22 protein-coding genes are annotated in these 25,960 nt (G+C 61.8%); 19 read left to right on the top strand and 3 right to left on the bottom strand.

The window, feature by feature from the left end; all coding sequences use genetic code 11:
• Positions 1-35: 35 nt before the first annotated feature.
• From J3P76_RS09575 to J3P76_RS09485, 19 genes are all read left to right on the top strand, one after another.
• The gene (locus J3P76_RS09575) at positions 36-1,202 is read left to right on the top strand and encodes a JmjC domain-containing protein (protein WP_434701784.1); all 1,167 of its coding nucleotides are present in this window, start codon (positions 36-38) and stop codon (positions 1,200-1,202) included.
• Positions 1,195-1,620 carry a GNAT family N-acetyltransferase gene (locus tag J3P76_RS09570; protein ID WP_420765869.1) on the top strand — a complete coding sequence of 142 codons (426 nt, stop codon included), beginning with the start codon at positions 1,195-1,197 and terminating at the stop codon, positions 1,618-1,620. Before J3P76_RS09575 ends, J3P76_RS09570 begins: the two co-directional genes overlap by 8 nt.
• Before the next feature lie 293 nt (positions 1,621-1,913).
• Entirely contained in the window at positions 1,914-2,675 is a 762-nt protein-coding gene (locus J3P76_RS09565) for a secretin N-terminal domain-containing protein (RefSeq protein ID WP_434559591.1), read from the top strand.
• Positions 2,676-3,131: 456 nt separating this feature from the next.
• Positions 3,132-4,457, top strand: a complete 1,326-nt coding sequence (gene aceA, locus J3P76_RS09560; RefSeq protein WP_018925513.1) for an isocitrate lyase — start codon at positions 3,132-3,134, stop codon at positions 4,455-4,457.
• Positions 4,458-5,119: 662 nt separating this feature from the next.
• Positions 5,120-5,533 carry an NADH-quinone oxidoreductase subunit A gene (locus J3P76_RS09555; protein ID WP_030141323.1) on the top strand — a complete coding sequence of 138 codons (414 nt, stop codon included), beginning with the start codon at positions 5,120-5,122 and terminating at the stop codon, positions 5,531-5,533.
• Between the two features lie 10 nt (positions 5,534-5,543).
• The gene (locus J3P76_RS09550; protein ID WP_039592874.1) at positions 5,544-6,218 is read left to right on the top strand and encodes a NuoB/complex I 20 kDa subunit family protein; all 675 of its coding nucleotides are present in this window, start codon (positions 5,544-5,546) and stop codon (positions 6,216-6,218) included.
• Between the two features lie 72 nt (positions 6,219-6,290).
• Entirely contained in the window at positions 6,291-8,072 is a 1,782-nt protein-coding gene (nuoC, locus tag J3P76_RS09545; RefSeq protein ID WP_434559593.1) for an NADH-quinone oxidoreductase subunit C/D, read from the top strand.
• Between the two features lie 2 nt (positions 8,073-8,074).
• A complete protein-coding gene (gene nuoE, locus J3P76_RS09540; protein ID WP_092196990.1) occupies positions 8,075-8,572 on the top strand; it encodes an NADH-quinone oxidoreductase subunit NuoE in 498 nt (165 codons plus the stop codon).
• On the top strand, positions 8,569-9,927 hold the full coding sequence (gene nuoF, locus J3P76_RS09535; protein ID WP_420765866.1) for an NADH-quinone oxidoreductase subunit NuoF: 1,359 nt from the start codon (positions 8,569-8,571) through the stop codon (positions 9,925-9,927). Before nuoE ends, nuoF begins: the two co-directional genes overlap by 4 nt.
• 142 nt (positions 9,928-10,069) lie before the next feature.
• A complete protein-coding gene (gene nuoG, locus J3P76_RS09530) occupies positions 10,070-12,784 on the top strand; it encodes an NADH-quinone oxidoreductase subunit NuoG (protein ID WP_434676256.1) in 2,715 nt (904 codons plus the stop codon).
• The gene (nuoH, locus tag J3P76_RS09525) at positions 12,781-13,788 is read left to right on the top strand and encodes an NADH-quinone oxidoreductase subunit NuoH (protein WP_434701783.1); all 1,008 of its coding nucleotides are present in this window, start codon (positions 12,781-12,783) and stop codon (positions 13,786-13,788) included. The genes nuoG and nuoH overlap by 4 nt, the downstream gene beginning before the upstream one ends.
• A gap of 11 nt (positions 13,789-13,799) precedes the next feature.
• On the top strand, positions 13,800-14,348 hold the full coding sequence (gene nuoI / locus J3P76_RS09520; RefSeq protein ID WP_215005602.1) for an NADH-quinone oxidoreductase subunit NuoI: 549 nt from the start codon (positions 13,800-13,802) through the stop codon (positions 14,346-14,348).
• Between the two features lie 9 nt (positions 14,349-14,357).
• Positions 14,358-14,858, top strand: coding sequence for an NADH-quinone oxidoreductase subunit J (gene nuoJ / locus J3P76_RS09515; RefSeq protein ID WP_186609331.1), 501 nt, complete (start codon positions 14,358-14,360; stop codon positions 14,856-14,858).
• A gap of 4 nt (positions 14,859-14,862) precedes the next feature.
• A complete protein-coding gene (gene nuoK, locus J3P76_RS09510; protein ID WP_003180046.1) occupies positions 14,863-15,171 on the top strand; it encodes an NADH-quinone oxidoreductase subunit NuoK in 309 nt (102 codons plus the stop codon).
• A complete protein-coding gene (gene nuoL, locus J3P76_RS09505; RefSeq protein WP_434701782.1) occupies positions 15,168-17,021 on the top strand; it encodes an NADH-quinone oxidoreductase subunit L in 1,854 nt (617 codons plus the stop codon). The genes nuoK and nuoL overlap by 4 nt, the downstream gene beginning before the upstream one ends.
• Before the next feature lie 39 nt (positions 17,022-17,060).
• Positions 17,061-18,593, top strand: a complete 1,533-nt coding sequence (gene nuoM / locus J3P76_RS09500; protein ID WP_434559597.1) for an NADH-quinone oxidoreductase subunit M — start codon at positions 17,061-17,063, stop codon at positions 18,591-18,593.
• 7 nt (positions 18,594-18,600) lie between these two features.
• Positions 18,601-20,064 carry an NADH-quinone oxidoreductase subunit NuoN gene (gene nuoN / locus J3P76_RS09495; protein ID WP_186609337.1) on the top strand — a complete coding sequence of 488 codons (1,464 nt, stop codon included), beginning with the start codon at positions 18,601-18,603 and terminating at the stop codon, positions 20,062-20,064.
• 254 nt (positions 20,065-20,318) lie between these two features.
• Entirely contained in the window at positions 20,319-21,428 is a 1,110-nt protein-coding gene (locus J3P76_RS09490) for an NAD(P)/FAD-dependent oxidoreductase (protein WP_434701781.1), read from the top strand.
• Between the two features lie 202 nt (positions 21,429-21,630).
• Positions 21,631-22,107, top strand: a complete 477-nt coding sequence (locus J3P76_RS09485; protein WP_420765859.1) for a hemerythrin domain-containing protein — start codon at positions 21,631-21,633, stop codon at positions 22,105-22,107.
• A gap of 51 nt (positions 22,108-22,158) precedes the next feature.
• Here the strand turns inward: J3P76_RS09485 and J3P76_RS09480 are convergent, their stop codons facing one another.
• From J3P76_RS09480 to J3P76_RS09470, 3 genes are all read right to left on the bottom strand, one after another.
• The gene (locus tag J3P76_RS09480; protein ID WP_434701780.1) at positions 22,159-23,037 is read right to left on the bottom strand and encodes a LysR family transcriptional regulator; all 879 of its coding nucleotides are present in this window, start codon (positions 23,035-23,037) and stop codon (positions 22,159-22,161) included.
• A 238-nt stretch (positions 23,038-23,275) separates the two neighbouring features.
• Complete coding sequence (ycaC, locus tag J3P76_RS09475) at positions 23,276-23,905, bottom strand: isochorismate family cysteine hydrolase YcaC (protein WP_014337664.1); 630 nt, start codon at positions 23,903-23,905, stop codon at positions 23,276-23,278.
• Between the two features lie 148 nt (positions 23,906-24,053).
• Complete coding sequence (locus J3P76_RS09470) at positions 24,054-25,892, bottom strand: amidohydrolase (protein WP_434564125.1); 1,839 nt, start codon at positions 25,890-25,892, stop codon at positions 24,054-24,056.
• Positions 25,893-25,960 lie beyond the last annotated feature (68 nt).

Below are 25,960 nucleotides of genomic sequence, written 5' to 3'. Positions count from 1 at the left end.
GCGTCTGAAAAGTATATTTTTTCAATAGGTTACACATGAATCCTGACATTCCACTGCAACTTCTGGGCGGCATCACGGCACGGGAGTTCCTGCGCGATTACTGGCAGAAGAAACCCCTGCTGATCCGCCAGGCGATTCCTGACTTCGAAAGCCCGATCGATGCCGACGAACTGGCCGGCCTTGCGCTGGAAGAAGAGGTTGAATCGCGCCTGGTGATCGAGCACGGCGAGCGTCCCTGGGAGTTGCGTCGCGGCCCGTTCGCCGAAGATGAATTCAGCAAGCTGCCGGAGCGCGAGTGGACGCTGCTGGTGCAGGCGGTCGACCAGTTCGTCCCCGAAGTCAGCGAGCTGCTGGAGCATTTCCGCTTCCTGCCGAGCTGGCGCATCGACGACGTGATGATCAGCTTCGCCGCCCCGGGTGGCGGTGTCGGTCCGCACTTCGACAACTACGACGTTTTCCTGTTGCAAGGCCATGGCAAGCGCAACTGGAAGATCGGCCAGATGTGCGACTCCGAAAGCCCGCTGCTGCCCCATGCGGACCTGCGCATCCTCGCCGATTTCGAGGCCACCGACGAGTGGACCCTGGAACCCGGCGACATGCTCTACTTGCCACCGCGCCTGGCCCACTGCGGTGTCGCCGTGGATGACTGCATGACCTACTCGGTCGGCTTCCGAGCGCCGAGCGCGGCCGAAGTGCTCACCCATTTCACCGACTTCCTCAGCCAGTTCTTGCCGGACGAAGAGCGTTACACCGACGCCGACGCACGCCCCGTCGCGGACCCGCACCAGATCCAGCACGACGCCCTGGACCGCCTCAAAGGCCTTCTGGCCGAGCACATGAGCGATGAGCGTTTGCTGCTGACCTGGTTCGGCCAGTTCATGACCGAACCCCGCTACCCGGAACTGGTGGTGGGCCCGGAATTGGAAGAAGACGACTTGCTGGCCGGCCTGGAACAGGGTGCCGTGATCATCCGCAACCCGAGCGCGCGCCTGGCCTGGTCGGAAGTCGATGACGACCTGGTGCTGTTCGCCAGCGGCCAGAGCCGTTATCTGCCGGGCAAGCTGCGGGACCTGCTGAAGATGATCTGCGCCGCCGACGCGCTGCACATCGAAAACCTCGGCCCATGGCTGGACGATGAAGAAGGCCGCGGCCTTATCCACGAATTGGTCAAACAAGGCAGCCTGGGGTTCGCCGATGAATAAAATTCACGTTCGTGTCGCAGACTGGCAAAAGGATAACGCCGAGATCCGGCGCATTCGTGAAACGGTGTTCATTGCCGAGCAATCCGTACCCCCAGAGTTGGAGTGGGATTCGGATGACCAGGACGCCGTGCATTTCCTGGCCTTCGAAGGCGACTTCCCCATCGGTACCGCGCGCCTGCTGACTGACGGCCATATCGGTCGCGTATCGGTCCTCAAGGACTGGCGCGGTCTGAAGGTCGGCGATGCGTTGATGCATGCAGTGATCGCCGAGGCCGAGAGACGCGGATTGCAACAGCAGATGCTCAGCGCCCAGGTCCATGCCACGCCGTTCTATGAGCGACTGGGGTTTGCGGTGGTCAGCGAGGAATTCCTCGAGGCCGGCATTCCCCATGTGGACATGGTGCGGCGCTCGGCCTGAAACCGCTGGAAGCAGCAACACAATACCCTGTGGCGAGGGGATTTATCCCCGCTGGGTTGCGCAGCAACCTTCAAATCAGTCACTGCGGTGTGTCAGGTTGACGAAATTAGCTTGATTGGGGTTGCTTCGCAGCCCAGCGGGGATAAATCCCCTCGCCACAAGTACATTATCAGCATCACAAAACGCCCCGCCATCCACCGATGCCGGGGCGTTTTGCCGTCTACCATTCAACTTGCCCCACCCGGGGCCGACAAACTGGCAATATCTAGCCTTTGTCTCGCGGAGAAATGGACATGTCCCTACGCACCTTGCTGACCACCCTGCTGCTCGGCTGCAGCCTGTCAGTCATGGCCGCAACCGAAATCGTACCGCTGAACTACCGCACCAGCGCGGATCTACTGCCGGTGGCACAGAATTTCCTCGGCAAGGATGGCCAGGTCAGCGCCTACGGCAACCAACTGATCGTGAATGCCGAACCGGGCAAGATCGAAGAACTCCGGCAATTCCTGGCGCAACTGGACACCGCTCCCAAGCGCTTGCTGATCACCGTCGACACCAACGAGAACAACCTGCAAGGCGACCAGGGCTACTCGATCAACGGCGCCGCGCCCAGCCAGACGCGCATCATCAACCGCAGCACCGCCAGCCGTGAGGGCGGCGTGCAGCAGATCCAGGCCAGCGAAGGCCAGCCGGCGCTCATCCAGGTCGGTCAGAGCGTGCCATTCACCAGCAACCAGACCGACGGCTACGGTCGCATGCAAAGCCAGACCGAATACCGCAACGTCACCCAAGGTTTTTATGTCACCGCCAGTGTCACTGGCGAGACCGTTCACCTGAGTATCAGCACCAACCGTGACCGCATGAGCCAGGAACGTCCAGATGTAGTGAACGTGCAAAGCACCGACACAACCGTCAGCGGGCGCCTCGGCGAATGGATCACCCTCGCTGGGGTGAACCGCCAGACTCAAGCCGACAAACAAGGCCTGACCCGCAGCTACTCGACCCAAGGCCGGGATGACATGATTCTGCGGGTGAAGGTCGACACCCTGAACTGAAGCACCAAAAACTGACTGATGAGTCGTATTAGACCAAAGATGTAGTGCTTGAAAAAAAGCACTACAAAACGTTTGACGAGCCAAAAAACCGAAGGCATGATGGCCTCGCTCCCGCTAATCAGGGGCCCTGGCAAGGGCCTTCGGGTCGATGCTTGCAACCACCCTGCGAGCCGATTCGTGTCTGTACCGCCCACAAGGTGTGTTTGACGAGGTTGCGACTGGAACGAAGTTGTCCCGAGGGACGGAAGCGTAACTAGGTAACCCGGCATCACTCTGAGTTCGTATAAAGGCCCACGACGCCCGAATGCGCCCGCAGTTCGCCTCTACCTGCTCACTTTCCCCTCGAGCCCATCGTTCATCCCGTCGCCTCCCCGCCTGAACCGACTTGTACGCCAACCCCTGGTCGGCAGGAGCAGGAATTTTCCACCCCAGACCTATGCGACGAGGTTTATCTCCATGGCACTGACACGCGAACAGCAAATTGCAGCCCTTGAAAAAGACTGGGCTGAAAACCCGCGCTGGAAAGGCGTGAAGCGCAATTATTCCGCTGCTGACGTCGTCCGTCTGCGTGGTTCGGTTCAACCTGAACACACCTTTGCGAAAATGGGCGCCGAGAAGCTGTGGAACCTGGTCACTCAGGGCGCCAAGCCTTCCTTCCGCCCCGAGAAAGACTTCGTCAACTGCATGGGCGCCCTGACTGGCGGCCAGGCTGTGCAGCAAGTCAAGGCCGGTATCCAGGCGATCTACCTGTCGGGCTGGCAAGTGGCCGCGGACAACAACTCCGCCGAATCCATGTACCCTGACCAGTCGCTGTACCCAGTGGACTCGGTTCCAACCGTGGTCAAGCGCATCAACAACTCGTTCCGTCGCGCCGACCAGATCCAGTGGAAAGCCGGCAAGAACCCGGGCGACGAAGGCTACATCGACTACTTCGCACCTATCGTGGCTGATGCCGAAGCCGGTTTCGGCGGCGTACTGAACGCCTACGAACTGATGAAGAGCATGATCGAGGCAGGTGCCGCCGGCGTTCACTTCGAAGACCAATTGGCCTCGGTGAAGAAATGCGGCCACATGGGCGGCAAGGTACTGGTTCCTACCCAGGAAGCCGTACAGAAGCTGACCGCCGCTCGCCTGGCGGCCGACGTTGCTGGCGTACCGACCATCATCCTGGCCCGTACCGACGCCAACGCCGCTGACCTGCTGACCTCGGATTGCGACCCGTACGACCAGCCGTTCGTCACCGGCACCCGTACCCAGGAAGGCTTTTACAAAGTACGCGCTGGCCTCGACCAGGCCATCGCCCGCGGCCTGGCCTACGCCCCGTACGCCGACCTGATCTGGTGCGAAACCGCCAAGCCGGACCTGGACGAAGCCCGTCGCTTCGCCGAAGCGATCAAGAAGGAATACCCGGACCAACTGCTGTCGTACAACTGCTCGCCTTCCTTCAACTGGAAGAAGAACCTGGACGACGCGACCATCGCCAAGTTCCAGCGCGAACTGTCCGCCATGGGCTACAAGCACCAGTTCATCACCCTGGCCGGCATTCACAACATGTGGCACAGCATGTTCAACCTGGCGCACGACTACGCCCGCAACGACATGACCGCCTACGTGAAGCTGCAAGAGCAGGAATTCGCTGACGCCGCCAAAGGCTACACCTTTGTGGCCCACCAGCAGGAAGTCGGCACCGGCTACTTCGACGACATGACCACCGTGATCCAGGGCGGCACCTCGTCCGTGACCGCGCTGACCGGGTCGACCGAAGAAGAGCAGTTCCACTGATCTATCGCGTAAACGGCCCTTGCGGACCGAATAAAAGCTAACCGCAAAGCCGACGATCTGAAGCCCCGACTGGTTCGGGGCTTTTTTTTGCCTATGCTTTGGCAGCAATGTCTTCACATGAAAGGATTTTGTGGCGAGGGAGCTTGCTCCCGCTGGCTGCGCAGCAGCCTTTTTGTGAGCGCTTCGCACTCAAGCGGGAGCAAGCTCCCTCGCCACAGGAATCCAGACAAGCCTTAAGGAAGCGCCCCACAGGAAAAGCAAAAAAATTGATCGAACGCAGTATCGGGCAGTCAGAAAAAGAGTAAAACGGCCAGCGCTGACAACTGCCATCACGGCTATATAAGACAAGTTCTCAGTTGTTGCATCGACTACCTGCGGTGCCGCGCAGCCAAACAGTAATAATTATCATTTGAAGGCGCTTTCATTGTTACATATGAAATGAAATTCTTTTGAGGTATCAACAGCCAATCCCCATGGGGCCGGGGCTGCGGGGCCGTGGAGACGTACTATGTCCTTATTCCAATAAATAATTTCGCCATTGGAATTTTACTTGCCCGGTGTTTAGCCATAAAATCACCGCGATTGATTGCTGCGACATATCGTCACTGCGTTATTTCTTTTTGAAGCTCAGAGACCTTTGCTCTCTGTTAAGGATTTCCAGCATGCCCGAAGCGACAGGACTCATGGCCCACAATTGGGGCTTTGCCATTTTCCTTCTGGGCGTCGTCGGCCTGTGTGCCTTCATGCTCGGCGTGTCGAGCCTGCTCGGGTCAAAAGCCTGGGGCCGCAGCAAGAATGAACCGTTCGAGTCCGGCATGCTGCCTACCGGTGGCGCCCGCTTGCGGCTCTCAGCCAAATTCTATCTGGTCGCGATGCTCTTCGTGATCTTCGATATCGAAGCCCTTTTTCTCTTTGCCTGGTCTGTGTCCGTCCGCGAAAGCGGCTGGACCGGATTCGTCGAAGCTCTCGTTTTCATAGCAATTCTGTTGGCAGGTCTTGTCTACCTTTACCGGGTGGGAGCTCTTGATTGGGCTCCGGAAGCTCGGCGTAAGCGGCAAGCGAAGCTGAAACAATGAGGCTTTGGCAATGCAATACAATCTCACCAGGATCGACCCCGATGCTCCTAACGAGCAGTATCCGATCGGCAAGCGGGAAACCGTCGCCGATCCGTTAGAAGATCAAGTCCACAAGAACATCTTCATGGGCAAGCTCGAAGACGTGCTGAACAGCACGGTCAACTGGGGTCGCAAGAACTCCCTTTGGCCGTACAACTTCGGCCTTTCGTGCTGCTACGTGGAAATGACCACCGCCTTCACGGCGCCCCACGACATCGCGCGCTTTGGCGCCGAGGTGATCCGGGCATCGCCGCGCCAGGCGGATTTCATGGTTATCGCCGGTACGCCGTTCCTGAAAATGGCCCCCATCATTCAGCGCCTGTACGAACAGATGCTGGAACCCAAGTGGGTCATTTCCATGGGCGCCTGTGCCAACTCCGGCGGCATGTATGACATTTACTCCGTGGTCCAGGGGGTCGACAAATTCCTCCCCGTGGATGTCTACGTGCCCGGCTGCCCGCCCCGCCCCGAAGCGTTCCTGCAAGGCTTGATGCTGCTGCAGGAATCCATCGGCCAGGAGCGTCGCCCACTGTCCTGGGTCGTCGGTGATCAAGGCGTCTATCGCGCCGACATGCCGTCGCAAAAGGAACAGCGCCGCGAACAGCGAATCGCAGTCACGAATCTGCGCAGCCCCGACGAAGTCTGATCCAGCTCTGCTCTGTAGAAGAAACGAGAACCTGGCTTCATTCTTTACGTTGACCGAAAGCGATAAATAACCATGACTACAGGCAGTGCTCTGTACATCCCGCCTTACAAGGCAGACGACCAGGATGTGGTCGTCGAACTGAACAACCGTTTTGGCGCAGAGGCGTTCACGCTCCAGTCGACCCGCACCGGCATGCCGGTGCTTTGGGTTGCCCGCGCCAAGCTGATCGAAGTCCTGACCTTCCTGCGCAACCTGCCCAAGCCGTACGTCATGCTCTATGACCTGCATGGCGTGGACGAGCGTCTGCGCACCAAGCGCCAGGGCTTGCCTGGTGCCGATTTCACCGTGTTCTACCACCTGTTGTCGGTGGAGCGTAATAGTGACGTAATGATCAAGGTCGCCTTGTCCGAAAGCGACCTCAGCGTGCCGACCGTGACCGGCATCTGGCCGAACGCCAACTGGTACGAGCGTGAAGTCTGGGACATGTTCGGCATCGATTTCCCCGGCCACCCGCACCTGACGCGCATCATGATGCCGCCGACCTGGGAAGGTCACCCGCTGCGCAAGGACTTCCCGGCCCGTGCCACGGAGTTCGACCCGTACAGCCTGACCCTGGCCAAGCAGCAACTCGAAGAAGAGTCCGCGCGCTTCAAGCCTGAAGACTGGGGGATGAAGCGTTCCGGTGCCAACGAGGACTACATGTTCCTCAACCTGGGCCCGAACCACCCCTCGGCCCACGGTGCGTTCCGCATCATCCTGCAGCTGGACGGCGAAGAGATCGTCGATTGCGTTCCGGACATCGGCTACCACCACCGTGGCGCCGAGAAAATGGGTGAGCGCCAGTCCTGGCACAGCTACATCCCCTACACCGATCGCATCGACTACCTTGGCGGGGTAATGAACAACCTGCCGTACGTCCTGTCGGTGGAAAAACTGGCGGGCATCACGGTGCCGGACCGTGTCAACGTGATTCGCATCATGATGGCCGAGTTCTTCCGTATCACCAGCCACCTGCTGTTCCTGGGCACCTACATCCAGGACGTGGGCGCGATGACGCCGGTGTTCTTCACGTTCACCGACCGCCAGAAAGCCTACACCGTGATCGAAGCCGTCACCGGTTTCCGCCTGCACCCGGCCTGGTACCGCATCGGCGGCGTGGCCCACGACCTGCCGCGCGGCTGGGAAAAGCTGGTCAAGGATTTCGTCGAGTGGATGCCCAAGCGCCTGGACGAATACACCAAGGCCGCCCTGAAGAACAGCATCCTGCGCGGCCGAACCGAAGGCGTGGCCGCCTACAACACCAAGGAAGCGCTGGAATGGGGCGTTACCGGCCCGAACCTGCGCGCCACCGGCCTGGACTTCGACCTGCGCAAGGCGCGCCCGTATTCCGGCTACGAGAACTTCGAGTTCGAAGTCCCGCTGGCGACTCACGGTGACGCCTATGACCGCTGCATGGTTCGCGTCGAGGAAATGCGCCAGAGCGTCAAGATCATCGAGCAGTGCATGCGCAACATGCCGGAAGGCCCGTACAAGGCGGACCACCCGCTGACCACGCCGCCACCGAAAGAACGCACGCTGCAACACATCGAGACCCTGATCACCCACTTCCTGCAAGTTTCGTGGGGCCCGGTCATGCCGGCCAACGAATCCTTCCAGATGATCGAAGCGACCAAGGGCATCAACAGTTATTACCTGACGAGCGACGGCGGCACCATGAGCTACCGCACCCGGATTCGCACCCCAAGCTACCCGCACCTGCAGCAGATCCCTTCGGTGATCAAAGGCAGCATGGTCGCGGACTTGATCGCGTACCTGGGTAGTATCGATTTCGTTATGGCCGACGTGGACCGCTAAGCATGAACAGCACGCTTATCCAGACTGACCGTTTCGCCCTGAGCGAAACCGAGCGCTCGGCCATCGAGCACGAGCTGCATCACTACGAAGACCCGCGCGCGGCGTCGATCGAAGCCTTGAAGATCGTCCAGAAGGAACGTGGCTGGGTGCCTGACGGCGCGCTCTACGCCATCGGCGAGATCCTCGGCATCCCGGCCAGCGACGTCGAAGGCGTCGCTACCTTCTACAGCCAGATTTTCCGCCAGCCCGTAGGCCGCCACATCATTCGCGTCTGCGACAGCATGGTCTGCTACATCGGCGGCCACGAATCGGTGGTCGGCGAGCTCCAGAGCAAGCTGGGCATCGGCCTGGGCCAGACCACCGCCGACGGCCGCTTCACCCTGCTGCCCGTGTGCTGCCTGGGCAACTGCGACAAGGCACCGGCGCTGATGATCGATGACGACACCTTTGGTGACGTCAAGCCGGACGGCGTCGCCAAACTGCTGGAGGGCTACGTATGACCCTGACTTCCTTCGGGCCCGCCAACCGCATCCAGCGTTCGGCCGAAACCCATCCCCTGACGTGGCGTCTGCGTGACGACGGCGAAGCGGTATGGCTGGACGAATACCAGGCGAAGAACGGCTATGCCGCCGCGCGCAAGGCATTCGCCGACATGGCCGCCGATGACATCGTCCAGACCGTGAAGGACGCCGGCCTCAAGGGCCGTGGCGGCGCGGGCTTCCCCACCGGCGTGAAATGGGGCCTGATGCCAAAGGACGAGTCCATCAACATCCGCTACCTGCTGTGCAACGCGGACGAGATGGAACCCAACACCTGGAAAGACCGCATGCTGATGGAGCAACTGCCCCATCTGCTGATCGAAGGCATGCTGATCAGTGCCCGCGCGCTGAAGACCTACCGTGGCTACATCTTCCTGCGTGGCGAATACACCACCGCCGCCAAGCACCTGAACCGTGCCGTGGAAGAAGCCAAGGCCGCTGGCCTGCTGGGCAAGAACATCCTGGGCTCAGGCTTCGATTTCGAGCTGTTCGTCCACACCGGCGCCGGGCGTTACATCTGCGGTGAAGAAACCGCGCTGATCAACTCCCTGGAAGGCCGCCGCGCCAACCCACGCTCCAAGCCGCCCTTCCCCGCCGCCGTCGGCGTGTGGGGCAAGCCGACCTGCGTGAACAACGTCGAGACCCTGTGCAACGTTCCGGCGATCATCGCCGACGGCGTCGACTGGTACAAATCCCTGGCCCGTGACGGCAGTGAAGACATGGGCACCAAGCTCATGGGCTTCTCCGGCAAGGTCAAGAACCCTGGCCTGTGGGAACTGCCGTTCGGCGTCACCGCGCGCGAGCTGTTCGAAGACTACGCCGGTGGCATGCGCGACGGCTACAAGCTCAAGTGCTGGCAGCCCGGCGGCGCCGGCACCGGTTTCCTGTTGCCGGAACACCTGGACGCACAAATGTATGCCGGTGGCATCGCCAAGGTGGGCACCCGGATGGGTACCGGCCTGGCGATGGCGGTGGACGACAGCGTCAACATGGTTTCGCTTCTGCGCAACATGGAGCAGTTTTTCTCGCGCGAATCCTGCGGTTTCTGCACCCCTTGCCGCGACGGCCTGCCCTGGAGCGTCAAGCTCTTGATGGCCATCGAGAAAGGCCAAGGCCAACCCGGCGACATCGAGACCCTGCTGGGCCTGGTGGGTTTCCTCGGCCCAGGCAAGACCTTCTGTGCTCACGCACCGGGTGCCGTGGAGCCGTTGGGCAGCGCCATCAAATACTTCCGCCCTGAATTCGAGGCCGGCATCGCGCCAACCCGCGCGGACGATCTCAATCAGGTGGTCTCGCCGACCATGGTCGGCGCGTAACGACGCTTAAAAAGGCGAAGGGTCCGTGCCCTTCGCCTTTCGTTCGATGACGCCTCTTTACCGAGGCTGTTTGGATTCGGACGAACGACAAGATTCCATTAGCCACGCCCGCTGACACCGGGCCAACGAAGAACTTTGAACCATGGCCACTATCCACGTAGACGGCAAAGAGCTCGAAGTCGATGGCGCAGACAACCTGTTACAGGCATGTCTGTCGCTGGGCCTCGACATTCCTTATTTCTGCTGGCACCCCGCCCTTGGCAGCGTTGGCGCCTGCCGCCAGTGCGCGGTCAAGCAGTACACCGACGAGAACGACAAGCGTGGTCGGATCGTCATGTCTTGCATGACCCCCGCCACCGACGGCAGCTGGATCTCCATCGACGACGAAGAAGCGAAAGTGTTTCGCGCCAGCGTCGTCGAATGGTTGATGACCAACCACCCTCACGACTGCCCGGTCTGTGAGGAAGGCGGCCATTGCCACCTGCAAGACATGACCGTGATGACCGGCCACAACGAGCGCCGTTATCGCTTCACCAAGCGTACCCACCAGAACCAGGATCTCGGCCCGTTCATTTCCCACGAGATGAACCGCTGCATCGCCTGCTACCGTTGCGTGCGTTTCTACAAGGACTACGCCGGCGGCACCGACCTGGGCGTATTCGGCGCCCACGACAACGTCTACTTCGGTCGCGTTGAAGACGGCACCCTGGAAAGTGAATTCTCCGGCAACCTCACCGAGGTCTGCCCGACCGGTGTGTTCACCGACAAGACCCACTCCGAGCGCTACAACCGCAAGTGGGACATGCAGTTCGCGCCAAGCATCTGCCACGGCTGCTCCAGCGGTTGCAACATCAGCCCGGGCGAGCGTTACGGCGAACTGCGCCGCATCGAAAACCGCTACAACGGTTCGGTGAACCAGTACTTCCTGTGCGACCGTGGCCGTTTCGGCTATGGCTACGTCAACCGCAAGGATCGCCCGCGCCAGCCGCTGCTCGCAAACGGCGCCAAGCTGAGCCTGGACGAAGCCCTGGACAAGGCCGCCGAGCTGCTGCGCGGACGCAACATCGTCGGCATCGGTTCGCCTCGCGCCAGCCTGGAAAGCAACTACGCCCTGCGTGAGCTGGTCGGCGCCGAGCACTTCTACAGTGGCATCGAGGCCGGCGAGCTGGAACGCATCCGCCTGGTGCTGCAAGTGCTCAAGGACAGCCCACTGCCCGTGCCGACGATGCGCGACATCGAAGACCACGACGCAGTGTTCGTCCTCGGCGAAGACCTGACCCAGACCGCCGCCCGCATGGCCCTCGCCCTGCGCCAGTCGGTCAAGGGCAAGGCCGAGGACATGGCCGACGCCATGCGCGTCCAGCCATGGCTCGACGCCGCCGTGAAGAACATCGGCCAGCACGCGCTGAACCCGCTGTTCATCGCCAGCCTCGCTGAAACCAAGCTCGACGACGTGGCCGAAGAATGCGTCCACGCCGCTCCGGACGATCTGGCGCGCATCGGTTTTGCCGTGGCCCACGCCCTGGATGCCAGCGCCCCGGCCGTCGACGGCCTGGACAGTGAAGCAGCCGCCCTCGCCCAACGCATCGCCGACGCCCTGCTGGCCGCCAAGCGTCCGCTGATCATCGCCGGCACCTCCCTGGGTTCCAAGGCGCTGATCCAAGCCGCGGCCAACATCGCCAAGGCACTGAAGCTACGCGAAAAAAATGGCTCCATCAGCCTGGTTGTACCTGAGGCCAACAGCCTCGGCCTGGCCATGCTTGGTGGCGAATCGGTCGACGCGGCGCTGCAAGCGGTGATCGACGGCAACGCCGACGCCATCGTCGTGCTGGAGAACGACCTGTTCACCCGCACCGACAATGCCAAGGTCGATGCCGCCCTGAGCGCCGCCAAGGTCTTGATCGTCGCCGACCATCAGAAAACCGCCACCACCGACCGCGCCGACCTGGTGCTGCCGGCGGCAAGCTTCGCCGAAGGCGACGGTACGCTGGTCAGCCAGGAAGGCCGCGCCCAGCGCTTCTTCCAGGTTTTCGACCCGCAATACCTGGACGCCAGCATTCTGGTCCACGAAGGCTGGCGCTGGCTGCACGCCCTGCGCGCCACCCTGCTGAACCAGCCGATCGACTGGACGCAACTGGACCACGTCACGGCCGCCGTTGCCTCGAGCACTGCGCAACTGGCCGGTGTGGTCGACGCCGCGCCGTCCGCCGCGTTCCGCATCAAGGGCCTGAAACTGGCTCGCGAACCGCTGCGCTACTCCGGTCGCACCGCGATGCGCGCCAATATCAGCGTCCACGAACCGCGTACTCCGCAGGACAAGGACACCGCGTTCGCCTTCTCCATGGAAGGTTACTCGGGCTCCGCCGAACCGCGCTCGCAAGTGCCGTTCGCCTGGTCGCCGGGCTGGAACTCGCCGCAGGCCTGGAACAAGTTCCAGGACGAAGTCGGCGGCCACCTGCGTGCCGGTGATCCGGGCACTCGCCTGATCGAAACCCAGGGCGATGGCCTGGGCTGGTTCGCCAGCGTCCCACGTGCCTTCAACCCGGCACCGGGCACCTGGCAGGTCGTGCCGTTCCATCACCTGTTCGGCAGCGAAGAGAACTCTTCCAAGGCCGAGCCGGTGCAGGAGCGCATCCCGGCCGCCTACGTGTCGCTGGCCAAGTCCGAAGCCGATCGCCTGGGCGTCAACGACGGTGCCCTGCTGAGCCTGAACGTGGCTGGCCAGACCTTGCGTCTGCCGCTGCGCATCAATGAAGAACTGGGCGCCGGCCTGGTGGCCCTGCCGGCTGGCCTGGCGGGTATTCCACCGGCGATTTTCGGCAAAACCGTCGACGGTCTGCAGGAGGCAGCGCAATGAGCTGGTTCACCCCTGAAGTGATCGCCGTGATCCTGACGGTCCTCAAGGCCATCGTGGTCTTGCTGGCCGTGGTGGTCTGCGGCGCGTTGCTGAGCTTCGTCGAACGTCGCCTGCTGGGCTGGTGGCAGGACCGCTACGGTCCGAACCGCGTCGGCCCGTTCGGCATGTTCCAGATCGCCGCCGACATGGTGAAGATGTTCTTCAAGGAAGACTGGACGCCACCGTTCGCCGACAAGGTGATCTTCACCCTGGCACCGGTCGTGGCCATGAGCGCCTTGCTGATCGCCTTCGCGGTCATCCCGATCACCCCGACCTGGGGCGTGGCGGACCTGAACATCGGCCTGCTGTTCTTCTTCGCCATGGCCGGCCTGTCGGTGTACGCGGTGTTGTTCGCCGGTTGGTCGAGTAACAACAAGTTCGCCCTGCTCGGCAGCCTGCGGGCCTCGGCCCAGACCGTGTCCTATGAAGTGTTCATGGGCCTGTCGCTGATGGGCATCGTGATTCAGGCCGGCTCGTTCAACATGCGCGACATCGTCGAGTACCAGGCCCAGAACCTGTGGTTCATCATTCCGCAGTTCTTCGGCTTCTGTACCTTCTTCATCGCTGGCGTGGCCGTGACTCACCGTCACCCCTTCGACCAGCCGGAAGCGGAACAGGAACTGGCCGACGGTTACCACATTGAATATGCCGGCATGAAATGGGGCATGTTCTTCGTTGGCGAGTACATCGGCATCATCCTGATCTCGGCACTGCTGGTGACGCTGTTCTTCGGTGGCTGGCACGGTCCGTTCGGCATCCTGCCGCAACTGCCCTTCGTCTGGTTCGCCCTGAAGACCGCGTTTTTCATCATGCTGTTCGTTCTGTTGCGCGCCTCGATCCCGCGCCCACGCTACGACCAGGTGATGGATTTCAGCTGGAAATTCTGCCTGCCGCTGACCCTGATCAACATGCTGGTGACCGCTGCGATCGTTTTGATGAACGCGCCCGCGGCTGCGGTTCAGTGAGGATTTGACCCATGTTCAAATATATTGGCGACATCGTTAAGGGTACCGGTACCCAACTGCGAAGCCTGGTCATGATCTTCGGCCATGGCTTTCGCAAGCGCGACACCCTGCAATACCCGGAAGAACAGGTCTACCTGGCGCCGCGTTATCGCGGGCGCATCGTCCTGACCCGCGACCCTGACGGCGAAGAGCGCTGCGTGGCCTGCAACCTGTGCGCCGTGGCGTGCCCGGTAGGCTGCATCTCGCTGCAGAAAGCCGAGACCGAAGACGGTCGCTGGTACCCGGACTTTTTCCGCATCAACTTCTCGCGCTGCATCTTCTGCGGTTTGTGCGAGGAAGCGTGCCCGACCACCGCGATCCAGCTCACGCCGGATTTCGAAATGGCTGACTTCAAGCGTCAGGACCTGGTGTACGAGAAAGAAGACCTGCTGATTTCCGGTCCCGGTAAAAACCCTGATTACAACTTCTATCGTGTTGCAGGTATGGCCATTGCCGGCAAGCCGAAAGGCGCCGCGCAGAACGAAGCCGAACCGATCAACGTGAAGAGCTTGCTGCCTTAAGGAAGAAAGATGGAATTCGCTTTCTATTTCGCATCGGGTATCGCGGTGGTGTCCACGCTTCGTGTGGTCACCAACACCAACCCCGTGCACGCCCTGCTCTACCTGATCATTTCGCTGATCGCCGTGGCCATGACCTTCTTCGCCCTCGGCGCGCCGTTCGCCGGTGCCTTGGAAGTGATCGCTTACGCCGGCGCCATCATGGTGCTGTTCGTGTTCGTGGTGATGATGCTCAACCTCGGCCCGGCGGCGATCCAACAGGAACGCGCCTGGCTCAAGCCTGGCATCTGGGCGGGGCCGGTGATTCTCGCCGCCCTGCTGCTGGGAGAACTGCTGTATGTGCTGTTCGCCCACCAGAGCGGCCAGGCCATCGGCCACACCACCGTAGACGCCAAGGCCGTGGGCATCAGCCTGTTCGGCCCGTATCTGCTGGTGGTCGAACTCGCCTCGATGCTGCTGCTTGCCGCAGTCGTCACGGCGTTCCATTTGGGCCGTAATGAGGCGAAGGAGTAATCACATGCCTGCTATCCCTCTCGAGCATGGTCTGGCGGTTGCCGGCATCCTGTTCTGTCTCGGTCTGGTCGGCCTGATGGTCCGCCGCAACATTCTGTTCGTGCTGATGAGCCTGGAGGTGATGATGAATGCCTCCGCCCTGGCCTTCATCGTTGCGGGCGCTCGCTGGGCGCAACCGGATGGACAGATCATGTTCATCCTGGTGATCAGCCTGGCAGCCGCCGAGGCCAGTATTGGCCTGGCGATCCTGTTGCAGCTGTATCGCCGCTTCCACACTCTCGATATTGACGCTGCCAGCGAGATGCGCGGATGAACCTTCTTTTCCTGACTTTCATATTTCCCCTCATCGGTTTCCTGCTGCTGTCGTTCTCCCGTGGACGCTGGTCGGAAAACCTTTCGGCGCTGGTTGGCGTGGGCTCCATCGGCCTGTCTGCCATCGTTACCGCGTATGTGATCTGGCAATTCAACGTCGCCCCGCCGGAAGGTGGCGCGTACGTGCAGGTGCTGTGGCAGTGGATGGCGGTGGAAGGCTTCACGCCGAACTTCGCCCTTTACCTGGACGGCCTGTCGGTGACCATGCTCGGCGTGGTGGTCGGCGTGGGTTTCCTGATCCACCTGTTCGCCTCGTGGTACATGCGCGGTGAAGCCGGTTACTCGCGCTTCTTCGCCTACACCAACCTGTTCATCGCCAGCATGCTGTTCCTGGTGCTCGGCGATAACCTGTTGTTCCTGTACTTCGGCTGGGAAGGCGTGGGCCTGTGCTCGTACCTGTTGATCGGTTTCTACTACGGCAACCGCAACAACGGTAACGCCGCGCTCAAGGCCTTCATCGTGACCCGCATCGGCGACGTGTTCATGGCCATCGGCCTGTTCATCCTGTTCCAGCAGCTGGGCACGCTGAATATCCAGGAATTGCTGGTCAAGGCGCCCGAGCACTTCAAGGCCGGCGACTTCTGGATCGTCCTGGCGACCCTGATGCTGCTGGGCGGCGCTGTCGGCAAATCCGCGCAACTGCCGCTGCAGACCTGGTTGGCGGACGCGATGGCGGGCCCGACGCCGGTTTCGGCACTGATCCACGCGGCGACCATGGTCACCGCCGGTGTCTACCTGATCGCCCGTACCCACGGCCTGTTCGCCCTGGCGCCGGACATCCTGCACCTGGTCGGCCTGGTTGGCGGCGTGACCCTGGTGCTGGCCGGTTTTGCCGCGCTGGTACAGACCGACATCAAGCGCATCCTCGCCTACTCGACCATGAGCCAGATCGGCTACATGTTCCTGGCCCTGGGCGTCGGTGCCTGGGAAGGCGCGATCTTCCACCTGATGACCCACGCCTTCTTCAAGGCCCTGCTGTTCCTTGCCTCCGGTGCGGTGATCGTTGCCTGCCACCACGAGCAGAACATCTTCAAGATGGGCGGCCTGTGGAAGAAACTGCCGTTGGCCTATGCCAGCTTCATCGTCGGTGGCGCGGCCCTGGCGGCCCTGCCATTGGTCACCGCCGGCTTCTACTCCAAGGACGAGATCCTCTGGGAAGCGTTCGCCAGCGGTAACCAGGGTCTGCTTTATGCCGGCCTGGTGGGTGCGTTCATGACCTCGCTGTACACCTTCCGCCTGATCTTCATCGCATTCCACGGTGAAGCCAAGACCGAAGCCCACGCCGGCCACGGCATTGCCCACTGGCTGCCGCTGTCGGTGCTGATCGTGCTGTCCACCTTCGTCGGCGCCATGATCACCCCACCGCTGGCCGATGTGCTGCCGCAAAGCGTCGGCCATGCCGGCGGCGAAGCCAAGCACAGCCTTGAGATTGCCTCGGGCGCCATCGCCCTGGCGGGTATCCTGCTGGCTGCCCTGCTGTTCCTCGGCAAGCGTCGCTTCGTCACGGCCATCGCCAACAGCGGCATCGGGCGTTTCCTCTCGGCCTGGTGGTTCGCCGCCTGGGGCTTCGATTGGATCTACGACAAACTGTTCGTCAAGCCATACCTTGCGATCAGCCACATTCTGCGCAAAGACCCGCTCGACCAGACCATTGGCCTGATCCCGCGCATGGCAAAGGGTGGCCACACTGCCCTGAGCCGTACCGAGACCGGTCAACTGCGTTGGTATGCGGCTTCCATGGCGGCTGGCGCCGTGCTGGTTATCGGCGCCATCGTGCTGGTAGCGGTCTGATATGAACCTTGCGAACTTGCGAAAGGAAACGAGCCCGTCATGATTCTGCCCTGGCTAATCCTGATCCCCTTCATCGGCGGCCTGCTGTGCTGGATGGCGGAGCGTTCCAGCTCTACCCTCCCGCGCTGGATTGCGCTGCTGACCATGTCCCTGGAACTCGCGCTCGGCCTCTGGCTGTGGGCGACCGGCGACTATTCATTCGCACCGGCCCCTGGCGCCGATCCGACCTGGGCACTTGAATTCAAGCACGCCTGGATCGAGCGCTTCGGCATCAGCGTGCACCTGGCCCTCGACGGTCTGTCGCTGCTGATGATCCTGCTGACCGGCTTGCTGGGTATTCTCTCGGTGCTCTGCTCCTGGAAAGAGATCCAGCGTCACGTCGGTTTCTTCCACCTGAACCTGATGTGGATCCTGGGCGGTGTCGTCGGCGTGTTCCTGGCGCTGGACCTGTTCATGTTCTTCTTCTTCTGGGAAATGATGCTGGTGCCGATGTATTTCCTCATCGCGCTCTGGGGTCACAGTTCTTCGGACGGCAAGAAGACCCGGATCTACGCAGCGACCAAGTTCTTCATCTTCACCCAGGCTTCCGGCCTGATCATGTTGGTGGCGATCCTTGGCCTGGTCCTGGTGAACTTCAACAACACCGGCGTGATTACCTTCAACTACGCCGACCTGTTGAAAGTAGAGCTGTCGCGCACCACCGAGTACGTGCTGATGCTGGGCTTCTTCATCGCCTTCGCGGTGAAGCTGCCGGTGGTGCCGTTCCACTCCTGGCTGCCCGACGCCCACGCCCAGGCGCCGACCGCCGGTTCCGTGGACCTGGCCGGTATCTTGTTGAAGACAGCGGCCTACGGCCTGCTGCGCTTTGCCTTGCCGCTTTTCCCGAACGCCTCGGCCGAGTTTGCGCCGATCGCCATGACCCTTGGCCTGATCGGTATTTTCTACGGTGCGTTCCTGGCCTTCGCCCAGACCGACATCAAGCGCCTGATCGCGTTCTCCAGCGTTTCGCACATGGGCTTCGTGCTTATCGGGATCTACTCCGGCAGCCAGTTGGCCCTGCAAGGCGCGGTGATCCAGATGCTGGCCCACGGCCTGTCGGCTGCGGCGCTGTTTATCCTCAGCGGCCAGTTGTACGAGCGCCTGCATACCCGAGACATGCGTGAAATGGGCGGCATCTGGTCGCGCATCGCCTACCTGCCGGCCATCAGCCTGTTCTTCGCAGCCGCTTCCCTGGGCCTGCCAGGCACCGGCAACTTCGTCGGCGAGTTCCTGATCCTGATCGGCTCGTTCGTCAGCGCGCCATGGATCACCGCGATTGCCACGTCCGGCCTGGTGTTCGGTTCGGTCTACTCGCTGATCATGATCCACCGCGCCTACTTCGGTCCGGCCAAGTCCGATGAAGTGCTGCGCGGCATGGACGGTCGCGAACTGATCATGGTGCTTGGCCTTGCGGTGCTGCTGGTTTACCTCGGCGTCTATCCGCAGCCATTCCTCGACACTTCCGCCGCCACGATGCATGGCGTGCAGCAGTGGCTCGGCACCGCCTTCTCTCAACTCGCTTCGGCCCGGTAAGAGCGCTATGGAATTCACGATTCAACACTTTATCGCGCTTGCGCCGCTGTTGATCACCAGCGCCACGATCATCGTGGTGATGCTGGCGATCGCCTGGCGCCGCAATCACGCACAAACCTTCCTGCTGTCGGTGGCGGGGCTGAACCTGGCCCTGCTGTCGATCCTGCCGGCCCTGAAAGTCGCGCCCCTGGCGGTCACGCCACTGATACAGATCGACAGCTTCGCCTGCCTGTATATGGCGCTGATCCTGGTCGCCACCCTCGCCTGCGTCACCCTCGCCCACGCCTATCTGGGTGATGGGGGTTCGGGTTACCCGGGCAACCGCGAAGAACTGTACCTGCTGATCCTGATGGCCGCCGCCGGTGGCCTGGTCCTGGTCAGCGCACAGCACCTGGCGAGCCTGTTCATCGGCCTGGAACTGCTGTCGGTGCCGGTTTATGGCCTGGTGGCCTACGCCTTCTTCAACAAGCGCTCCCTGGAAGCCGGCATCAAGTACATGGTGTTGTCGGCCGCCGGTTCCGCGTTCCTGTTGTTCGGCATGGCCCTGCTTTACGCTGAAGCCGGCACCCTGAGCTTCGTCGGTATCGGCCAGGCCCTGGCGGCCACCGGCCTGCCTAGCCCGATCGCTCAACTGGGCCTGGGCATGATGCTGATCGGCCTGGCGTTCAAGCTGTCGCTGGTTCCGTTCCACCTCTGGACCCCGGACGTCTACGAAGGCGCCCCGGCGCCCGTGGCGGCGTTCCTCGCCACCGCATCGAAGGTGGCGGTGTTCGCGGTCATGGTGCGTCTGTTCCAGATCTCGCCAGTGGCCAGCAGCGGCGTGTTGAGTAACGTGCTGACCATCATCGCCATCGCGTCGATCCTGTTCGGTAACCTGCTGGCGCTGACTCAGAGCAACCTCAAGCGTCTGCTGGGTTACTCGTCCATCGCCCACTTCGGCTACCTGCTGATCGCTCTGATCGCCAGCAAGGGCCTGGCCGTGGAAGCCATCGGCGTATACCTGGTCACCTACGTGATCACCAGCCTCGGCGCTTTCGGCGTGATCACTCTGATGTCCTCGCCGTACAACGGCCGCGACGCCGATGCCCTGTACGAATACCGTGGCCTGTTCTGGCGCCGTCCGTACCTGACCGCCGTGCTGACCGTGATGATGCTGTCCCTGGCCGGCATCCCGCTGACCGCCGGCTTCATCGGCAAGTTCTACATCATTGCCACCGGCGTCGAGGCTCACCAATGGTGGCTGGTCGGCTCCCTGGTGCTGGGCAGTGCCATCGGCGTGTTCTACTACCTGCGCGTCATGGTCACCCTGTACCTGATGGAACCGAACCTGCGTCGCCACGATGCCGAGTTGCACTGGGAACAAAAGGCAGGCGGCGTCATGCTGCTGGCCATCGCCGTATTGGCGTTCTTCCTGGGTGTGTACCCGCAGCCGTTGCTGACCCTGGTTCAGCAGGCTGGTCTGACCGGCTGATAGCTGAAGCGTCATCGATGACAAAATGCCCGTATCGTGAGATGCGGGCATTTTTTTTGGGATGCAAGTTTGAATTTGCGAGAACCGTGGCGGGGGAGCTTGCTCCCGCTCGATTCTGTAGGAGCTGGCTCCTACACCGCTCCTACACAGCGTCTACCGGCGCAGCCCAGCGGGAGCAAGCTCTCTGTCACAGCTGCACTCCCGCAGAAGGGACTATGCTCAAGCGCTATCGTGCCTTTGAAGGAGATCCAGCGTTGAATGTGGATATAGATTGCATGGTCGTCGGCGCAGGCGTCGTCGGCCTGGCCGTGGCGCGGGAGATGGCGCAGGCCGGGCATGAAGTGCTGGTGATCGAAGCAGGCGATGCCATCGGCGCGGGTATCAGCTCGCGCAATTCGGAAGTGATCCATGCCGGGCTGTATTACCCGCCCGGCAGCCTCAAGGCGCAGCTGTGTGTCGAAGGCCGGCGACGGCTGTATGACTACTGCGCCAGCCACGGCGTCCAGACTCGCCGGCTCGGCAAACTGATCGTGGCGAAGGATCAGGCACAACTGGCCGAGCTTGAAAAGCTTCTGGCGCGCGGCCTGGTCAACGGGGTGGATGACCTGCGTCTGCTCGATAAAAGGCAGGCACAGGCGCTGGAGCCGGAGCTGTCCTGTATCGGCGCGTTGTATTCGCCCTCCACCGGTATTGTCGACGCCCATGGGTTGATGCTGGCGTTGCAAGGCGACGCCGAGGCGGCCGGTGCCGACGTCGTGTTCCGCACGCCCTTATTGGAGGCGAACATCCTCGACGGAGGCTTCAGCCTGACATTGGGCGGCACGGCGCAGATGACGTTGTCGTGCCGCCGCCTGATCAATGCCGCCGGCCTCCAGGCCCCTGCCCTCGCCCGCCGGATCGAGGGGCTGGCCCGGCAGTGGATTCCCGATGGTTACCTGTGCAAAGGCAACTACTTCCAACTGGCCGGGCGGGCACCATTCCGCCATTTGGTTTATCCGGCGCCAGAAGCCGCTGGCCTGGGCATTCATATGACGCTCGATCTGGCGGGCCAGGCGCGTTTCGGTCCTGACACCGAATGGGTCGAAGCAGAAGACTACCGAGTGGATCCGGCCCGGGCCGAAGCGTTCTACCAGGCCATTCGAAACTACTGGCCGGGCTTGCCCGACCGGAGCCTGCAACCCGCCTACAGCGGCATTCGCCCGAAAATCTCCGCCCCGGGGGAACCGGCCCGGGACTTTCTTATCAGCGCTGAAACCGAGCACAAGGTGCCGGGGCTGATCAACCTGTTCGGTATCGAATCCCCGGGGCTGACGTCCTGCCTGGCACTGGCGGAACGGGTCAGGCAATCGATCGACAACCCCTGACGGCCTTGGCAGCGCAAAGTGCAACGCGTTTTGATGGTGACTCTTGCAGCCTGCACGATAGCGAAACTGGCAAAAAATATAAGCCACTGATTTTTAAGTGATTAATAAAGCGGCTCGGCTGGCACGACGGATGCACCTGTCATGTTACGTGGCGTCGGCGCTCGAAGCCGGCCCGCATCCGTGAATGACCGAGGAGCAGCACATGAACGCCATCGACCTGTTGAAAGCCGACCATGAACGCGTCAAAGCCATTCTCACTCAATTGAGTGAGTCCACTGATCGCGCGGTCAAGAAACGCACCGAGCTACTGGCGAAGCTGGAAATGGAAGTCACCATCCACACCCGCCTGGAAGAAGAAATCCTGTACCCGGCCTTCAAGCAGGAAGGCGGCAAGGAAGAAGCCGAGATGTATTACGAAGCCAAGGAAGAGCACCGCACCGTCGATTCGCTGGTGCTGCCCGACCTGAAAGCCACCGACCCTTCCCAGCCTGAATTCGCGGGCCGCGTCAAAGTGGTGAAAGAGCTGCTGGAGCACCACATCGAGGAAGAAGAGAAAGAAATGTTCCCTCAAGCCAAGAAGGTGCTGGGCAAGGCTAAGCTGGACGCCTTGGGCGAGCAGATGGAAACCATGAAAGCGCAGTACAAGAAAGAACTGAGCAGCGCCAACCTCGCCGCTTGATCCATGGCCGCGAACGCTTCAGTCACCGATCGGGTTGAAGCGTCGCGGCCTTCATATCGTCTGCTCGCGCAAGAATTCCACCAGCGCCTGCACCGGTCGCGAAGCCTGACGGTGTTGCGGATAGACCGCCGACAGCGTCAACGGCTCGGTTTCGAACCCCTCCAGCACCTTGACCAGGCGACCATCCTTTAGCGCATCGCCGACGATGAAGGTTGGCAGATACGTGATCCCCATCCCGGCAATTGCCGCGTCCCTGAGCAGGTCGCCGTTATTGGCCCGCATCCGTCCCACCACTTCCAGGACCAGCGGTTTGCCATGCCCCTCGAAACGCCACTGCACCTGACGGCTGTGTCCATAAGGCAAACAGTCGTGATTGCGCAGGTCTTCGGGTCGTATGGGTGTGCCTTTGTCTGACAGATAAGCCGGGCTGGCGCAGTACACGCGTTCGATGCTCGCGATGCGCCGGGCGATCAGCGTTGAATCCTCCAGCACGCCGATCCTCAGTGCCAGGTCATAGCCTTCCCCCAAAAGGTCAACCGAGCGGTCGCTCAGGTCCACCTCGACGCTGACATCCCGGTAGCGTTGCAAGAACAGCGGCAGCAGGCTGCCCAGGTGCGCCACGGCGAATGACAACGGCGCGCTGAGCCGGATGGTCCCACGCGGCTCGCTGGTCTGGCCGCTGATGCCCTGCTCCACTTGCTCGACTTCGCTGAGCAGGCGCAACGCCGCTTCGTGGTAGCGCTGGCCGAGCGGCGTGACATCCAGCCGACGGGTCGAGCGATTGAGCAGGCGCACCCCCAGGCGTTGCTCCAGCTCCATGAGCTTGCGGCTGACGAATTGCTTGGACAGCCCGAGCTTGTCCGCTGCGGCGGTGAAACTGCCCGACTCCATGACCTGGGCAAAGATGCGCATCTCTTCGAAGGGGTTCATTGTCATTCCGTGGGTGGACAGTCAGGGGGATGAGTTGGGCATTGTGGTCTTGGTGAGTCTGATTGCCTAGCTGTTGAATGTGCCGCCGCCATCGCGAGCAAGCTCGCTCCCACAATGTTCGAGTCGTCACAAAACCTGTGGGAGCGAGCTTGCTCGCGATGGCGGTGGGTCAGCTGCAAGGCTCTGATGCCGGGCACAAAAACGCCCGCAAAAGCGGGCGTCGTCAAGCATGGACAGCTTACTTGGCCGTCAGTGCCGAGTAGCTGTTCATCAGGTTGCGGTAGTTCGGAATGCGCTGGGACAGCAGGTTGCCCAGGCCTTCGATGTCGTTGCGCCAGTCGCGGTGCAGCTCACAGGCCACCGAGAACCAGTTCATCATCTGCGCGCCAGCAGCAGTCATGCGTACCCAGGCGGCTTGTTGCACGGTTTCGTTGAAGGTACCCGAAGCGTCGGTGACGACAAACACGTCGAAGCCTTCGGCCAGCGCCGACAGGGTGGGGAACGCCACGCAGACATCCGTGACCACGCCGGCGATGATCAGTTGCTTGCGGCCGGTGGCCTTGATCGCCTTGACGAAGTCTTCGTTGTCCCAGGCATTGATCTGACCTGGACGGGGGATGTACGGCGCGTCCGGGAACATTTCCTTGAGTTCCGGCACGATCGGGCCGTTGGGGCCTTGTTCGAAGCTGGTGGTCAGGATGGTCGGCAGTTCAAAGAACTTCGCCAGGTCGGCCAAGGCCAACACGTTGTTCTTGAACTCGTTGGGCGAGAAGTCCTGGACCAGGGAAATCAGACCGGTCTGGTGATCGACCAGCAGGACGACCGCGTCGTCTTTGTTCAGACGGTTGTAGGCGGGAACGTTGCTCATGGGGTGACTCCTTTGGGATGGATGTATTGAAAACCAATGTGGGAGCGAGCCTGCTCGCGATGACGGTGTGTCAGCTGGCGGCGATGTCGGATGTGCCGACGCCTTCGCGAGCAGGCTCGCTCCCACAAGGGGAGAATCGGTGTGTTAGTCAAAAGGCAAAACAGGAACAGCCAAACGCGCCCCAGAAACCCTGGAAGTCGCTGACCGGGACGTTCGACAGGCGCGCCCGCTCGTGGCTATGGGAATGCACCGTGCAAGGACCGCTGCACTGGTGGACTTGCGCCTGCAAGGGCGATGTCGGGCGCCAGTGGCCCGGGACCTTGACCACCGGCGACCAGTCCGGCAACACCGGGACGCTCGCTGGGCCAAGTTTCTCGAAATCGCCAGCCCCGTAGACCACCTTGCCGTCCACCACCGTCAGCACCGATTCGATCCACTTGATGGCTTCTTCCTCGACGCTGAAGAAATCCGCGCTCAGGGCCGCCAGGTCCGCCAGTTGGCCGACCTTGATCTGGCCTTTCTTGCCCTGCTCCGACGAGAACCAGGCACTGCCGTGGGTAAACAGCTCCAGCGCGGTCAGGCGCGGCAACCCTTCTTCATGCAATGACAGGCCGCCGACGGTGCGGCCGCTGACCATCCAGTACAACGAGGTCCACGGGTTGTAGCTGGAGACGCGAGTGGCGTCGGTGCCAGCGCCCACCGGCACGCCTTCGGCGAGCATCCGCTTGATCGGCGGTGTGGCTTCGGCGGCTTTGGCGCCGTAGCGATCGACAAAATATTCACCCTGGAAAGCCATGCGGTCCTGGATTGCGATACCGCCGCCCAGCGCCCGCACGCGTTCGATGTTTTTCGGCGTGATGGTCTCGGCGTGGTCGAAGAACCACGGCAGGCCGTTGAACGGAATGTCGCGGTTGACCTTCTCGAACACGTCGAGCATGCGGCTGATGGATTCGTCGTAGGTCGCGTGCAGGCGGAATGGCCAGCGCTGTTCCACCAGGTGACGCACCACTGGCTCCAGGTCCTGTTCCATGCCCGGCGGCAGGTCTGGGCGCGGTTCGAGGAAGTCTTCGAAGTCTGCCGCAGAGAACACCAGCATTTCGCCGGCGCCGTTGTGCCGCAAAAAGTCATCGCCCTGGTGCAGCTTGACGCTGCCGGTCCAGTTCTTGAAGTCGGTGAGTTCTTCCTTGGGCTTCTGGGTGAACAGGTTGTAGGCGATGCGCACCGTCAACTGTTGCTCGCGGGCCAACTGCTCGATGACTTCGTAGTCGTCCGGGTAGTTCTGGTAGCCGCCGCCGGCGTCGATGGCGCTGGTCAGGCCCAGGCGATTGAGCTCGCGCATGAACTGCCGCGTGGAGTTGACTTGGTACTCCAGCGGCAGTTTCGGCCCTTTCGCCAGCGTCGAGTAAAGGATCATCGCGTTGGGGCGCGCCACCAGCATGCCGGTGGGTTCCCCCCTGCTGTCACGCACGATTTCGCCACCCGGTGGGTTCGGCGTGTCACGGGTGTAGCCGGCCACGCGCAGCGCGGCGCGGTTGAGCAAGGCACGATCGTAGAGGTGCAACACGAACACGGGCGTATCGGGAGCGGCCTGGTTGAGTTCTTCCAGGGTCGGCATGCGTTTTTCGGCGAACTGGAATTCGTTCCAGCCGCCCACCACGCGGACCCATTGCGGGGTCGGCGTGCGATCAGCCTGGTCCTTGAGCATGCGCAAGGCATCGGCCAACGAGGGCACACCTTCCCAGCGCAGCTCCAGGTTGTAGTTCAAGCCACCACGGATCAGGTGCAGGTGCGAATCGTTGAGGCCGGGGATGACGGTGCGGCCCTTGAGGTCGATGACCTGGGTGCCGCTGCCACGCAGGGCCATGGCCTCGGCGTCGGTGCCCACGGCGACGAAGCGGCCCTGGCTGATGGCAACCGCGCTGGCGCGAGGCTTCTCACGGTCGACGGTGTGGAATTGGCCATTGAACAGAATCAGATCGGCGTTCATCGGGTTTCCTTGTGAATGGGAAGAAGCAAGGGACAGGCGCGGCCAGAAAGCGGCGGCGGCGCTGAGCA

The organism is Pseudomonas sp. D1-36 (assembly GCF_051132205.1).
Taxonomy (GTDB): domain Bacteria; phylum Pseudomonadota; class Gammaproteobacteria; order Pseudomonadales; family Pseudomonadaceae; genus Aquipseudomonas.
Note: the sequence above shows the minus strand (reverse complement) of the source record. Positions and strands in the feature narration are given on the sequence as shown.

Bases quoted from the DNA above. Each gene is read 5' to 3' on its own strand.
- J3P76_RS09575 (WP_434701784.1), top strand. From the start codon at position 36: ATGAATCCTGACATTCCACTGCAACTTCTGGGCGGCATCACGGCACGG.
- J3P76_RS09570 (WP_420765869.1), top strand. From the start codon at position 1,195: ATGAATAAAATTCACGTTCGTGTCGCAGACTGGCAAAAGGATAACGCC.
- J3P76_RS09565 (WP_434559591.1), top strand. From the start codon at position 1,914: ATGTCCCTACGCACCTTGCTGACCACCCTGCTGCTCGGCTGCAGCCTG.
- aceA (WP_018925513.1), top strand. From the start codon at position 3,132: ATGGCACTGACACGCGAACAGCAAATTGCAGCCCTTGAAAAAGACTGG.
- J3P76_RS09555 (WP_030141323.1), top strand. From the start codon at position 5,120: ATGCCCGAAGCGACAGGACTCATGGCCCACAATTGGGGCTTTGCCATT.
- J3P76_RS09550 (WP_039592874.1), top strand. From the start codon at position 5,544: ATGCAATACAATCTCACCAGGATCGACCCCGATGCTCCTAACGAGCAG.
- nuoC (WP_434559593.1), top strand. From the start codon at position 6,291: ATGACTACAGGCAGTGCTCTGTACATCCCGCCTTACAAGGCAGACGAC.
- nuoE (WP_092196990.1), top strand. From the start codon at position 8,075: ATGAACAGCACGCTTATCCAGACTGACCGTTTCGCCCTGAGCGAAACC.
- nuoF (WP_420765866.1), top strand. From the start codon at position 8,569: ATGACCCTGACTTCCTTCGGGCCCGCCAACCGCATCCAGCGTTCGGCC.
- nuoG (WP_434676256.1), top strand. From the start codon at position 10,070: ATGGCCACTATCCACGTAGACGGCAAAGAGCTCGAAGTCGATGGCGCA.
- nuoH (WP_434701783.1), top strand. From the start codon at position 12,781: ATGAGCTGGTTCACCCCTGAAGTGATCGCCGTGATCCTGACGGTCCTC.
- nuoI (WP_215005602.1), top strand. From the start codon at position 13,800: ATGTTCAAATATATTGGCGACATCGTTAAGGGTACCGGTACCCAACTG.
- nuoJ (WP_186609331.1), top strand. From the start codon at position 14,358: ATGGAATTCGCTTTCTATTTCGCATCGGGTATCGCGGTGGTGTCCACG.
- nuoK (WP_003180046.1), top strand. From the start codon at position 14,863: ATGCCTGCTATCCCTCTCGAGCATGGTCTGGCGGTTGCCGGCATCCTG.
- nuoL (WP_434701782.1), top strand. From the start codon at position 15,168: ATGAACCTTCTTTTCCTGACTTTCATATTTCCCCTCATCGGTTTCCTG.
- nuoM (WP_434559597.1), top strand. From the start codon at position 17,061: ATGATTCTGCCCTGGCTAATCCTGATCCCCTTCATCGGCGGCCTGCTG.
- nuoN (WP_186609337.1), top strand. From the start codon at position 18,601: ATGGAATTCACGATTCAACACTTTATCGCGCTTGCGCCGCTGTTGATC.
- J3P76_RS09485 (WP_420765859.1), top strand. From the start codon at position 21,631: ATGAACGCCATCGACCTGTTGAAAGCCGACCATGAACGCGTCAAAGCC.
- J3P76_RS09480 (WP_434701780.1), bottom strand. From the start codon at position 23,037: ATGAACCCCTTCGAAGAGATGCGCATCTTTGCCCAGGTCATGGAGTCG.
- ycaC (WP_014337664.1), bottom strand. From the start codon at position 23,905: ATGAGCAACGTTCCCGCCTACAACCGTCTGAACAAAGACGACGCGGTC.
- J3P76_RS09470 (WP_434564125.1), bottom strand. From the start codon at position 25,892: ATGAACGCCGATCTGATTCTGTTCAATGGCCAATTCCACACCGTCGAC.